At 42.1% G+C, this 12,953-nt stretch carries 16 protein-coding genes; 14 read left to right on the top strand and 2 right to left on the bottom strand.

Features of this window, described 5'->3' with window-relative positions; genetic code table 11:
• Nucleotides 1-163 precede the first annotated feature (163 nt).
• Nucleotides 164-1,207 (bottom strand): type II toxin-antitoxin system antitoxin DNA ADP-ribosyl glycohydrolase DarG, encoded by a 1,044-nt coding sequence (darG, locus tag NQ095_RS07110; protein WP_258262776.1) that lies wholly within the window; start codon nt 1,205-1,207, stop codon nt 164-166.
• Between the two features lie 74 nt (nt 1,208-1,281).
• Between darG and NQ095_RS07105 the strand changes: the two genes are divergently transcribed.
• The 9 genes from NQ095_RS07105 (at nt 1,282) to NQ095_RS07065 (ending at nt 7,855) form a co-directional block, all read left to right on the top strand.
• Nucleotides 1,282-2,277 (top strand): DUF4433 domain-containing protein, encoded by a 996-nt coding sequence (locus tag NQ095_RS07105; RefSeq protein WP_258262775.1) that lies wholly within the window; start codon nt 1,282-1,284, stop codon nt 2,275-2,277.
• 425 nt (nt 2,278-2,702) lie between these two features.
• Nucleotides 2,703-3,068, top strand: coding sequence for an Ltp family lipoprotein (locus NQ095_RS07100; RefSeq protein ID WP_258262774.1), 366 nt, complete (start codon nt 2,703-2,705; stop codon nt 3,066-3,068).
• A gap of 205 nt (nt 3,069-3,273) precedes the next feature.
• Nucleotides 3,274-4,119: a hypothetical protein gene (locus NQ095_RS07095; RefSeq protein WP_258262773.1), complete on the top strand. Its 846-nt coding sequence runs from the start codon at nt 3,274-3,276 to the stop codon at nt 4,117-4,119.
• 29 nt (nt 4,120-4,148) lie between these two features.
• A complete protein-coding gene (locus NQ095_RS07090) occupies nt 4,149-4,427 on the top strand; it encodes a hypothetical protein (protein ID WP_258262772.1) in 279 nt (92 codons plus the stop codon).
• Entirely contained in the window at nt 4,381-5,736 is a 1,356-nt protein-coding gene (locus NQ095_RS07085; RefSeq protein ID WP_258262846.1) for a replicative DNA helicase, read from the top strand. The genes NQ095_RS07090 and NQ095_RS07085 overlap by 47 nt, the downstream gene beginning before the upstream one ends.
• A gap of 57 nt (nt 5,737-5,793) precedes the next feature.
• Nucleotides 5,794-5,934, top strand: coding sequence for a hypothetical protein (locus tag NQ095_RS07080; protein WP_258262771.1), 141 nt, complete (start codon nt 5,794-5,796; stop codon nt 5,932-5,934).
• 315 nt (nt 5,935-6,249) lie between these two features.
• Nucleotides 6,250-6,783, top strand: a complete 534-nt coding sequence (locus NQ095_RS07075; protein ID WP_258262770.1) for a hypothetical protein — start codon at nt 6,250-6,252, stop codon at nt 6,781-6,783.
• Nucleotides 6,762-7,013, top strand: a complete 252-nt coding sequence (locus NQ095_RS07070) for a hypothetical protein (RefSeq protein ID WP_258262769.1) — start codon at nt 6,762-6,764, stop codon at nt 7,011-7,013. Before NQ095_RS07075 ends, NQ095_RS07070 begins: the two co-directional genes overlap by 22 nt.
• A gap of 218 nt (nt 7,014-7,231) precedes the next feature.
• Nucleotides 7,232-7,855, top strand: coding sequence for a Crp/Fnr family transcriptional regulator (locus tag NQ095_RS07065; protein ID WP_258262768.1), 624 nt, complete (start codon nt 7,232-7,234; stop codon nt 7,853-7,855).
• Here the strand turns inward: NQ095_RS07065 and NQ095_RS07060 are convergent.
• Nucleotides 7,852-8,475: a Crp/Fnr family transcriptional regulator gene (locus NQ095_RS07060; protein ID WP_258262767.1), complete on the bottom strand. Its 624-nt coding sequence runs from the start codon at nt 8,473-8,475 to the stop codon at nt 7,852-7,854. The genes NQ095_RS07065 and NQ095_RS07060 overlap by 4 nt on opposite strands.
• A gap of 198 nt (nt 8,476-8,673) precedes the next feature.
• Between NQ095_RS07060 and NQ095_RS07055 the strand changes: the two genes are divergently transcribed.
• From NQ095_RS07055 to NQ095_RS07035, 5 genes are all read left to right on the top strand, one after another.
• Nucleotides 8,674-10,155: a 4-hydroxyphenylacetate 3-hydroxylase family protein gene (locus tag NQ095_RS07055; RefSeq protein ID WP_258262766.1), complete on the top strand. Its 1,482-nt coding sequence runs from the start codon at nt 8,674-8,676 to the stop codon at nt 10,153-10,155.
• Nucleotides 10,156-10,182: 27 nt separating this feature from the next.
• Complete coding sequence (locus tag NQ095_RS07050) at nt 10,183-10,746, top strand: FAD synthetase (protein WP_258262765.1); 564 nt, start codon at nt 10,183-10,185, stop codon at nt 10,744-10,746.
• 13 nt (nt 10,747-10,759) lie between these two features.
• Nucleotides 10,760-11,317 carry an NADPH-dependent FMN reductase gene (locus NQ095_RS07045; RefSeq protein WP_258262764.1) on the top strand — a complete coding sequence of 186 codons (558 nt, stop codon included), beginning with the start codon at nt 10,760-10,762 and terminating at the stop codon, nt 11,315-11,317.
• Between the two features lie 99 nt (nt 11,318-11,416).
• Nucleotides 11,417-11,956 carry a 3-hydroxyanthranilate 3,4-dioxygenase gene (locus tag NQ095_RS07040; protein ID WP_258262763.1) on the top strand — a complete coding sequence of 180 codons (540 nt, stop codon included), beginning with the start codon at nt 11,417-11,419 and terminating at the stop codon, nt 11,954-11,956.
• Entirely contained in the window at nt 11,941-12,951 is a 1,011-nt protein-coding gene (locus tag NQ095_RS07035; RefSeq protein ID WP_258262762.1) for an amidohydrolase family protein, read from the top strand. Before NQ095_RS07040 ends, NQ095_RS07035 begins: the two co-directional genes overlap by 16 nt.
• The last annotated feature ends 2 nt before the right edge of the window (nt 12,952-12,953 follow it).

Below are 12,953 nucleotides of genomic sequence, written 5' to 3'. Positions count from 1 at the left end.
TGGATTAACTATTCAGTTGGACTTAAAACCTATTTTAAATAGCGAAAATTTATAGGATTTTATTTAAGGTGATTTATAAGGCTTTTTTTTAATCACTCTGGCAAAATGAGTCCATTAGAAAAAACACTCATTAATTTTTGTCTAATGAGTGCATAACAAAATACTAAGAAAAATCCATTGATAAATTTTCTGAGTTCAAATATAACCTTTCTAATCTATTCATTGAATTATTAATTAGAGTTTTATTCGGCTTATGATTATTTTTTTCTAACCAGGAAAAAACTCTACTTGGAATTTCGTTGGAATTTATATTTTCATTAAATTTAAACCAGTGTGTAATCGATAGTGTTAGTAAGCTATCATAAGTTTCAAATCCACTGATTAGTGACTTTATTATAAGATAATCAGGATCTTTCAGGATTTCATTTTTTTGTGGAAAATTTACATTTAAGATTTCTATTTGTTTGGGTTGGTTGGGTTCGTTATTTTCTATTGGTTTAATATAATATTGACTCAACAGTATTATCACTTTATTTAGTTCTTTTAAAAAAGGTCCTTTTTCTCTTAATTCAAAGTTAATATTTTTTTTGTTGAAATTTATAAAATAACTAATAATATGAGTTTGAATATAACTTACCATGGGACCTTTTGTGGCAGTATTATAATCATTCATCAAGAGTAAAAGTTTCTTTCTATCTTGAGTTAATCTGGGTCTTTTTTTAGTGTTTTTTTCCTTCTCTTCTTTTATGGTTGAAGGTTCAAAGATGAATATTTTTACATTTTTTAAGGGTTGTAATTTTTTTTCAATTAGAGGTTTTACATTATTCCAATCTAGGTTTCCATTACCACAACCAAGTGCTGGCATAGCAAGGGATTTTATATTATATTCTACTAGTAATTTAATTAAATTGTCCAATCCTTCTTCAATATATTCTATCTTTGAAGGGTTGCGCCAATGTTTTTTTGTTGGGAAATTAATAATAAAATTTGTTGTGTCAGAATTAGGTATTTCATAAACAAAACTGTTGCCAATAGTTAATTCTTTTTTTGCACATTTTGTTTTGTATAATTGAAAATTTTCAGGGTATCGTTTCTTGAACTCTAAAGCAATACCTTTACCCATTACACCTACACAGTTCACTGTATTAATAATAGCTTCAACCCGATTAATTTGCTTGAAAAGGTCGCCTTTCTCATAGATAATCATTTATTCACACTCCTTTAAGATTATTATATATGGTAATATTTATTATATATAGATTTTTTTGGGGGTAACTGATTATGGAAACAGTTAATTCGGCAAAAGAACTATTACTTAGTTCAAGTGTCACAAAGCATTTACCACAAGGATGTGAGTGGTGGTCAAAATATATATATCATTTCAGCCATATAACAAACATTGCTTATATTTTAAATGATGATTTATTGAGAAGCAGAAATCAAGTGGTAAAATTAAAAGATGAAAACTTAAATGATAACGCTAGTGGTGAAGTGATTTTGGGAACCGAGGAAATGTATAAAGATTACGTTCGTTTTTATTTTAGACCTTTAACCCCTACCCAATTTCACAATGAAGGAATTCGAGCAAGTACACAAATCACAGCCCTGGGTGCACATTGTCCAGTTCCAGTATTTTTACTTTTTGATACAGAAATACTAGATGAACCCAATGTGTTTTTTTCTTTTGAAAGTTTAGCTTCACACTATTATGTACCTCTTTATCAAGGGGTACGTAGTTTAGCAAATGCGCCCTTTCATTATATTTATCATAACGAAAGTACGTATAACCTTGATGGGAATCAAATTAGGAAGCACCGTCAAGCAGAAATAGTAATCAAAGATCAATGTAATTTACACCATTTGAAAAGAATTCTATGTAGGACTAAAGCCGAAGCAGATACATTAAAGTCATTATTAAATTTCGTTGCTTATAGTAAGTACAACGATAAAATTTGTTATATTGACCAAGGTGTTTTTGATACGGGGGATATAAATACCATTTTTCATGGTGATTACTTGAAAATTTTAGATATAGAACAATGCAAAAGTCATATGTTAATCCAACTGAATAGAAATGATTACCACCCAAGAAATATACAAATATTATGGTCAGATAGAGGTGGAAATCAAATTTGTCATTTTAATAAAGAAAATTATTTAATTAATTCAAATTATTTTAAGATAACAATGAATACCTTTTTAGACAGTCATGATTTTGTAAATGTAATGTTAAAGTTAGACGGGCATCTCGTCTATTGTAATGATTTTTATTTGTAAGGAGAATAAGGTATTAAAAACAAAAGCAAAATATATTTTTTAGATATTAGATTATTCCTAATAGTTTTTTTATTTTTCATCTTCTGTTCAAGGATAGATTCATTTGACGCTGGAGATGTAAATGATGAATGTTTCCTTGAAATGACTGAACATTGAATAGGTATTTTAATTAAAATATTAATTTTTGAATAGTATTACAATTTCGGTAAAAATAAGTATTTTATTCCGTTGTTAAGCGTCAGAATTATGCATCCTATGGATGCTTTTTTTATTTTATAAATTTCTGTCATTAGTGCATATGTTTTTAGGATTAAGGACGGTTGTATATAGGTTAGTGTAGCACACATGACTGCTAAGGTTGTTGATCTTGAATTTATCATAAAAAAATTCTGCCAAAGAGTATCTTTCCACACCCATCCCCCTATATGTCCAAAGCGGAGATTCATAACCAATTAGTTTCAGAGTATGGTGAAAAGTTTTCCGAGGAAGCGGCTGCGTATGCCATGGGAAAGCTTGAATATGATTGGAAGGACAACGCTTTGAAAAAGGCGGAATCTTACTCTGATACGATGTACATGTCAAAGCAAGGTAATTATAATCAGCTAGTTTCAGAGAACGGCGAACAATTCACTGCGGAAGAAGCACAATATGCGATTGATACCATGAAAGCAGATTTTAAAAAGAACGCCTTGGAAAAAGCAAAAAGTTATCAAGATTCCATGGCCATGGCACCAGAAGCGCTTGAATGTGAATATTTTCTTTTGCACAGTTGGTTCTCCTATCTAGATTAATATTACTTTAAGTCTAAGTTACATAGATGAAAGTTCAAGATTTTCATGCCATTGAATGGCGTATCCATTAAGTTCATATGTCCCCCTAAAAACATTCGGACCCCACCCGAATGTTTTTTTTATAAAAATTTATCTATAGGGTGACCCTTTCACTCCCATCCCCCTATATAAAGGGTGAAACCAAAACGAATGAGGAGTGATTGTAATGAATGGATGGAGAAAGTTTGAGACAGGTATGTTGGATAAGGAGACGTTTCATCACCCGGAGGATCTTCGGTTGTATGTGTTGATTCTGTTGAATGCGACGCATAAAGGCGGGGTTCAGGTTGGGGGAGTGGTGCTTGGGGAGAGGCAGTATGTGCGTTCGCTCCGGAAGCTGAGGGAGGATCTGTGGTTCTATAATGGGAAGAAGATTGATGAGTATTCGCATTCGCGGATTCAGCGTTCGATTAAGAGGTTGGAGAGAGATGGATGGCTGAAGGCGGAGAAGTATGAACATGGGTATGTGTTTACCCTTAGACCGACGAAGGATTTCGCCTGTGGGGAGTATTTGAGTTGGATGGGGATGTCTAAGAAGGAAGGGGGACGTGAGGAATCCGGTGGTGACCAGCCTGATGATGGGGCTGGTTCCGGAGGGTCTTCGTGCGGCGAAAAGGATGTGAAACAGGTGCGGAGAGAACCTGCAAACAGACTTAAGAACTTAGAGAAAGAAGAGAAAGAGAACACCACCAACCTTAACGGCACTAATGAGGAAGAGAGGCTGCAGGCGCTGATCGGGCATTTCATTGGCAGGAGGGAGAGAGGACTTATCTTGACGCCGATGGATTATGTGGCGATGGAGCGGATCAGCTTGAGCGAGTTGTCGACGGAGGAGCTGATTGTGTTCATGGATGAGGAGTTTGACAGACAGCAGAGTATCAATCCGAAGCTGACGATCAACAGTCCGAAGTATTTGGAGAAGGCCCTTGAGGGGTACATTTCTCCTCGGGAATCCATGGAGCACATCGACGACCTGTTGGATGGGCTGGAGGAGATTGTGAAGGAGGCATGACGTTCCATGAGTTCAAGGAGCTTATGAAAATGATCCAAGGAGCTTACCCTCAGCGGCTGCTCACTCATGATCGGGCGAAGCTGTGGTTTCAGCACCTGGAGAACTGTGATTATCACGTGGTGAAGAAGCGGGCTGAAGCCCATATCAAGGTGAGTCCGCATATGCCGACGATTTCTGAGCTGTATGAACCGCCGGTGGAGGAAACGACGATACTAGAAACCATGGAAGCGTGGGAAAAAGAAGGAGCGATTCGAATTGAGAATGAACGACGAAATGAATGGACACGACCTGCACCACCCTGGGGCTGATGAGCAGCTACTTCGGGAGTTGCATGAAGCGGAGAGTATGATCATTGGAGCGGTCCTTCTGGATGCGGATGTGTTGGATACACTGACCTTGGAGGAGAAGCATTTTAGCCTGGTGAGGAACCGCCTCATTTTTAAAGCGATGAGGGGGCTGCAGAAGAAGCGGCTGGAGATAAATCTTGTGATGCTGTTGGAGGAGCTCCGTGATGACATTGAGAATGTGGGTGGGGTCCAGTTTCTCCTGGCGCTTGCCAATTACTGCCCGACGACGGTGAACATCGAGCAGTATGAACAGATTGTCCTGAAGTATTACGAACTGAGCCTCATCAAGAACTCGGCCCATCACTTCCTGAACGCCTACACCCCGGAATCCGCACAGGGACTCTACAAAACACTTATCGACATGCATACGAATGCGACGATCGACGAAGAGACGAAGGACGACATCATCATGGATCTTTATGAATCTCTTTACATGGAGAGGGACGGACTTCCCGGGGTCTCGACGGGATTCGAGAGTTTGAATGCGCTGACGGGAGGGTGGAAGGAAGGGGAGCTCATCATCCTGGCTGCGAGACCCTCCATGGGGAAGACGGCTTTTGCCATCCAGCTTGCTTGGGAATGCACGAGGGAGAAAGGTGTGAGCATGGTGTTTTCCCTTGAGATGAGCTCGCGGCAGATCATGCAGCGGCTTCTCTCAAGTATCACGGATATTAACATGATGAAATGGCAGAATCCCTATAAGTATTTGACGAAGGACGAGATGCCGAGGATGCACGGGGCGATGAACGCGGTGTATAAGGCGAAGCTCGAACTGTCGCAGAATGGGATGATTACGTTGCCCGAGATCAGACAGCGGATCATGAATCTGAAGCGGGATTACCCGACGGAGCCGTTTCTCGTGGTGATTGATTACCTGCAGCTGATTACGGTGAAGGAGCGGTTTGACCGGCATGATCTGGCGATTGGGCATATAACGAAGCAGCTGAAGGGGATGGCGAAGGAGTTTGGGATTCCGATCATTCTGTTGTCCCAGTTATCGAGGGGAGTGGAGTCCAGGGATGACAAGCGGCCGAGGCTGTCGGATCTCCGTGACTCGGGGAATATCGAGCAGGATGCGGATGTGGTGTTGTTTTTGTATCGAGATGATTATTATTATCCGGACTCTAAGAGCGGACAGGAGGTTGAAGTGAAGATTGCGAAGAACCGGAATGGGCCGGTGGGGACGGTGAAGTTGGAGTTTGTGAAGGAGTTTGGGAGGTTTCGTGGGGGATGGATGAAGCGGGGGGACGGTTCTGTTGCTTCGGTTTGAGTGAGGCGGGGGGACAGGACGGTTGATTCACTGAATGATAAATAGGGAGGGATTGGGATGTTGGTGACGGAGTATGCGAAGGGGAATGAGTTGAATTTTCGGGTTGAGAGTTTGAAGGTGTATGGGGTGTTGGTGGGATTGTTGGGAGAAGAGCGGGAGAAGCGTGGGAGAAGCGTGGGGATGGGTATGGGTTGGTGAGTTATCGGGAGTTGTGGAAGGGGTGTAAGGATGTCGGGGTGTTGAGTGGGGTGGATCAGGGGTTTGCGGTGATGATGGATATGTTGGGTGTGGTGGAGGCTGGGGGATTGATTGGGAGGGAGAGGGTTAGTGGGGGGAGTTGGGTGAGGTGTTTGGGCTGATTGGTTTCTGGTAGATGAGAAAAGGAAGCATGAAAATCGTCCCTATGCCCCCACTTGCACCCTTGATTATTTTACTGAATTTTCTAAATAAAACATGTGGATTATACGATTTATGGTATAATAGAATGACAATCAAACGAAAGCGATCTGAGCTATGTTATTAAATGCAGCTACAAACAGTCCCGTTGATTATTATTTTCGAGAAGTGGGAAAAGAAGAGGTAAAGGATAATAGGTACCTTCCTGATTATGGTTGGGAATTTAATTGGCTTTATCCGATATCGCATGATTTTAAGGTTTTCGGATTAGTTACTGACCATAATCCAGATATTGTAGAGGGTCTTATTGCCTTGAAAGAAAACCCAGATGAAGACTTCCTTTGTGTAGATGTAGATATTATTGAATCTTCACCACAAAATAAGAAGTTTATAAAAGGGGTACTTAACCAAGAGCGCTCATATATAAATGTTGGAAGAGTTCTCATAGCGTTTGCTTGTTGGTACAGTATTGAAAAAGGGTATGACGGGTATGTTGGTCTCACATCTAAAAGCAGCAAATATCCCTTTTATAAGAGTCTGGGAGCTCAACTGACATATGGGCAGTATTTCATGTTTAATGACATTGCAGCTGAAAGGCTTGTAAAAATATACTTTCCGGGAGGTGTAGTATGGTGGCAGGAATCAAGTTGAAATCAAGATATTTTAAAAAAATTCCAGGAGGGCATACTATAACCAGGAGTGATAGAATGCATAAAGATATCGAGAAATTTGATCATGATTTTCCTGATGGGGTATTTGCATTCCCAGCACCCGCCGAATCCCCGAAAGTGAAAATAAGGGCATTGGACAAATACTGCAAAGAACACGGTGTTCAACCAAAAGATTTAACAGATGAAGAAATGCGACAGTTCCTTGTTTAATAGCTAAAAAGGGACGTATCTCACTTTGCCAAAGGTGGGATACGTCCCTTTTTCCATGTTGTGTTTTACGGATTAGGTAGAGATGAGCTTCACTCCAACATCTCCTTTATTTCTTCTTCTGAAAGAATCGGATTAGTCGTCCAGTACATTTAAATAAATGTTATAATTATCTAAATAATAAAAATTTTACAACTGCATGTATAGAGGAAGGTGATTGTGTGGACTACCTCCGTCACCAATGGGAGCCGTATTTGTCATACGGGCAGGTATTCGAGTTTAGGAAGAATAAAGTGGTCTATCATCAAGGGCAGGCGGGTCAGGGAATCTATTATTTGAAGAAGGGTGAAATAAAGATTACGCTCTTGTCCGACAAAGGGGATGAGCGTATTATCAACATGGTTCCCCCGGGGATGTTGTTTGGGGAGCACGGGATTCATGGGGAGCCATATTTGACAAGCGGGATAACGAACTGTCCATCAACGATTTACTATTTTTCCAACGATGCGATTGATGCAATCTGCAAGGATCATCCAGAGGCAGCTGCCATCTATACAGATTCATTGATTTACAAATTCAGGACCCTGGCTGAAATCATCGCTCACCTCGATAGTCCCATTGAGCAGCAGATGGCTTTCTATTTACTGAAGCTTATTCAGGAAAACGGAAATGCCTCGATGAACCAGACGGCCTTTTCAAAATACATTGGCACGTCCCGAATTACCGTGAACAAAATCATTCAGAAATGGAAACAGAAGGGGTACATCGAGCTTCAAAAACGAAAAATCGTCGTAAAAGATTTTCCTGAAATCAGGACGATTGCCAATAACCCCCATGAAGATTAACCAACCAGGTTTCTAAGGAAATCTGGTTTTTTTATGTAGTATTTTCGCTTGTCTACCTCAATGATCCCTGCTTCCTGCCATTGTTTTAGTACTTTGTAGACGGTGATTCTAGTCAGGCCTGTACAGCAGGCGAGATCTTGCTGAGAGATTGGAATCTCATAATTTTTGAATTCATCACAGATATTGTGGAGTAAAGCAGCAAGCTTTTGCTCTGATGTAAGCGCATTCATATTTATGCGATCTAAGAGGATTTTCATTTTATGGATGACGCTTTTGGAAAAGAGTTTGAAGAGTTCCGGGTGGGCAATCATAAGTTTTCGAAATTCGTCTGCTGAGAAATGATAGACGACTGAATTCTTTACTGCAATCGCGGTTGTGAAATGAGTGTTCTGGTCAAGTGACTGGACTCCTAATAGCTGGTTGGGTATGACGATGTTAAGCATATTTTCTTTGCCAGCGGCTGTTACGGTAACAATCCGGACCAGGCCTTTATGTAAATAATAAAATCCTTCTCCGAGATTTCCCTGCTGGTAAATGCATTCTTTTTTTCTGAAAAATTGGCGTGTCCCGTATTTTAAATAACCCTCCCAATGAAAAGTTTCTTCGTAAACTGTGGCCATACCATTACCTCCCCAAAAAGTGAAGATGATTTCTAAGATAAGCATAGGGGAAACAACGCTTAAATTCTATAAAGATTTGGATAATTTCGATTTTTCCAAAACTATCTCAGAAAAAACGTTAAATAGGCTACAGTTAGGATGAAAAATTAGTATTAAAATCAGTATGAATTTTCAAATAATATTTTCAGGAGGGTGAATATGGGAATTAGGACTGGAGCTCAATATATCGAAGCGGTTAAAGCACGCAAACCTGAAGTTTGGCTTTCAGGTAAAAAGGTTGAGAATTTGTTTGAGGAACCGGTTTTCAAGCAGCCGATACTTGAAATCGCCAAGCTGTTTGACATGCAGCATGATCCTGAATTCCAGGATAAGATCACTCATGTATGTGAGGAAACGGGAGAGCGGGTGAATAATTCCTTCCTTGTGCCAAAAAGCTACGATGACTTAGTGAAGCGTCGCAACGTTTTCGAAGCATATGCCAGGGCAACCTTTGGATTGATGGGAAGAACTCCGGATTTCTTGAACGTCGTGGTAACATCCATGTACTACAATTCTTGGTTCTTTGAAAAATACAACAAAAACTGGGCAGATAATGTCCGCAACTATTATAAATACCTCCGTGATAACGACATATTCCTGACTCATGCCATTATCAACCCGCAAAATGACCGCAGTAAAAATTCACATGAGCAGAAGGATACGTATACCCATCTTGGTGCGGTGAAGGAAACTCCGGATGGTCTGGTTGTCAGGGGAGCAAAGATGCTTGCGACCCTTGCACCGGTGACAGATGAAGTGATCATTTACTCATTCCCTGGATTTGCCCCAGGTGATGAAAAGTATGCACTGGCTTTTGCGATTCCGATTGATACCCCGGGGCTGCGTATCATCTGCCGCGAGCCGATGCAGGATGGAACACGTTCGTTCTTTGATCATCCCCTCGCTTCAAGGTTCGAAGAGATGGATGCCTTACTGGTGTTTGATGATGTGGTCGTTCCTTGGGACCGTATTTTCTTATATAACAATGTGGAAGCAGCCAACAGGCTGTATCCAATGACAGGCGCTGGTCAGCAGCCGGCCCATCAATCAGGGGTCAGGGGCCTTGTGAAATTGGAATTCGCAACGCAAGTGGCCATGAAGGTGGCGGATACGATTGGCGTCGATGGATACTTGAATGTTCAGGAACAGCTTGGAGAGCTTGCCCAGTCACTTGAGTCGATCAGAGCGCTGTTAAAAGTGGCTGAATACGAGCATACGATGACCGAGCATGGAGAAGCAATGCCGGATTACGTCGCACTAGAAACCATCCGCGGCTTGCTGCCTACCATGTATCCACGGGCAATCGAAGTCATCCAGATTATCGGAGCAGGCGGTTTGCTCATGTCCCCGACTGGAGCTGATTTTGAAAATGCAGCATTAAGAGATTCAATCGACAATTATTATGTAGGCCGAGAAGGCATCTCTTCTTTAGAGAGGGTAAGTATTTTCAAGCTTGCATGGGATCTGTGCGGTGAGGCATTCGGTCAGCGTTTGCTTCAATACGAGCGCTATTATACAGGTGATCCGATTCGTAAGAGGGGGATTTTCTATAACAACTATAAACGCCAGACCCAACTAACAATGGTTGATGAAGCGTTGAGGGGCGGTCTTTTGGATAATAAGGAAGCGCTTACAAATTAATAATCATTCTCAGGAGGTGATGGCTGGATGGAAGCACATGTTTATTCTTCGTTGGAATTGCCTCGATCAGTGGTTACCATTGGCGCTTTTGACGGTGTCCATCGGGGGCATCAAACCGTAATCCGCCAGTCAGTACAGAGAAGCAGGAAGCTCGGGGTTCCGAGTGTCGTGTATACATTCGACCCGCCGCCCCGTGTGTTTTTTCAAGGAGCAAGGATGCTGACCCCCGTGGGGGAAAAGTTGGATAAAATCGGAAAACTCGGTACCCGGCATGCAGTGGTTGCCCGATTTGATGAAGTGTATGCAGAGAGAAGTGCATACGAATTTATCGGATGTTTGGCGAAGCTTAACCCGGTGGAGATCATTGTTGGCGGGGATTTCCGCTTTGGCAAAGATCGATTGGGAGATGTAAAGCTTCTTGAAAAATATTTTAAAGTACGCGTAACAAAACCGGTATTCTGCCCTCAAGGCAGCGTGATCTCTTCATCCAGGATCCGCCAGCTGATTTCAGATGGGGAGCTCAACCTCTCGAAAGCATTGCTAGGTTGGGAGTCTGGAGTGAATGCGAAGAATCATATTTTACAAGAGTAGGAGGCGAAAACGAATGAAATTGCTGGGGATATCAGGCACGATCATCGGAGCCAAGACAGGGATTGTGGTCCGTAAAGTGCTTGAAGAAGTGACAAAGAAGTACCCTGATATCGAGGTGGAAATGCTCGATATGATGGATTATAACGTTGAGTTCTGTGATGGCCGTCCTGCTGAAAAATATTCGGACGATACCAGGGCTGTGATTGAAAAAATATCGTCTGCCGATTTTTATGTGATTGGGACACCTATTTTCCAAGGCTCGATTCCAGGGGTATTGAAGAACCTATTTGATTTGATCCACCCGGCTGCCTTCAGGAATAAGGTGATGGGGTTTGTCGCAAATGGTGGAACGTATCAGCATTTTCTTGTAATCGAAAACCAGTTGAAGCCCATTGCTGGTTATTTCCGGGCCTTCGTTGCACCTTGCCATGTATACGCAACCTTCGATCATTTCAACCTGGAAAACCAAATCGTAGATGAGGATTTGTTGAATCGGATTTCCATTCTCGCAGATGAAGTGGTCCATATGCAAAAGTCATTAAAAGGAAGTCCGGTCGAGATGGCAGACTGATTGTAATAGCAGAGATATGAGATGAATGGTAGGAAAAGCTGGTAATGCCAAGAAGAATCTTTAACTGAATTCACAAGAATCGAAGGGAGACGAGGAAATATGAAAAGTCAATTTGTACCGATTAATCTAATGCAATTTATTGAGGAAAATAGAGATCAGCTTAAGCCGCCGGTCAACAATAAGGTGATCTGGAAGGATGCTGAGCTGATGGTCATGCTTCTGGGAGGACCGAACAAAAGACGCGATTTCCACGTTGATCCGTCCGAAGAGGTTTTCTATCAAATTCAGGGCAGTTGCTATGTAGAGGTTATCAATGCAGAAGGAAAGCGTGAAGTAGTGGAGGTAAAGGAAGGTGAAATGTTTCTTCTTCCAGCGAACGTTCCGCATTCTCCGCACCGAGTGGAGAACACGATCGGACTTGTTATTGAACGCAACCGTGCACAAGGTGAACTTGAGGACTTTGTTTGGTTCTGTGAGGAGTGCGACCATGAAATGCACCGTGCCACGATTCAACTGACTAACATTGAAAAGCAGGTAAAGGAAGCCATCGCTAGCTTTAACGGAAACGAGGAACTTCGCAAGTGTGATAATTGTGGATACATGATGCCTCCGGAAGCGAGTGAATGGAAATGCGAGTAGACTTCCATACCCATATCATTCCTGAGGATTTCAGTGATCTGACGAAGCGTTTCGGCGGCGACAAATGGCCGAAACTGGAGCGTACTTGTGCATGCGGGGCAAACATCATGATTGCCGGGAAAGTGTTCCGTGAAGTGACAGACCAGGTGTGGAACGCTGAGAAGAGGATTAAGGATATGGAGAGGGAAGGGGTCGATATGCAAGTTCTTTCTCCCATTCCTGTAACGTTCTCATACTGGGCACCAGCTGAAGAAGCAGAAATTCTGGCTCGTGTTCAAAATGATTTTATCGCTGACTTGGTAAACCAGTACCCGACCAAGTTCATTGGACTGGGTGCCGTGCCGATGCAGAATGTTGATGTAGCAATCCGGGAAATGGACCGCTGCAAGCATGAATTAGGCTTGAGCGGCATAGAGATTGGCACAAATATAAACGGTATGAACCTTGATGATCCTCGTTTAATTGAGTTTTTTGAGATGGCTGAAAAATGGGATGTTCCATTGTTTATCCACCCATGGGAAACACTTGGCAAGGAGCGGATGCCTCGTCACAACCTCATGTATACAGTAGGGATGCCGAGTGAAACGGCTCTGGCTGGAGGAAGTTTGATCCTTGGCGGAATCATGGATAAATTCCCTAAGCTGAAAATCTGCCTGGCTCATGGCGGCGGCTCGCTGCCCTATTTGCTGCCTCGTCTTGATCAAGGGTGGAAAGTCTGGCCGCACCTGCGTCTTCTGGATAAGCCGCCCAGCCATTACGCAAAACAGTTTTACTATGATTCCCTTGTAAATGAACCAGTGAACCTGAACTACTTAGTACAGAATTTCGGCCATGAACGAATCATCATGGGCTCTGATTATCCATTCCTGTTAAGAGAGGTCCCGCCGGGTAAGGTCGTTGATGAAACGGTTGGATTGTCAAAGGAACAAACGGAAGCAATACTTGGTAAAAATGCGCTCCGGTTCTTGAATATACCAGTCAAAGTGGGGAGTTGATT

Source organism: Rossellomorea sp. SC111 (genome assembly GCF_024733565.1).
GTDB lineage: Bacteria > Bacillota > Bacilli > Bacillales > Bacillaceae_B > Rossellomorea.
The sequence above is the reverse complement of the archived record's forward strand: the minus strand, read 5'-3'. Positions and strand labels throughout refer to the sequence as shown.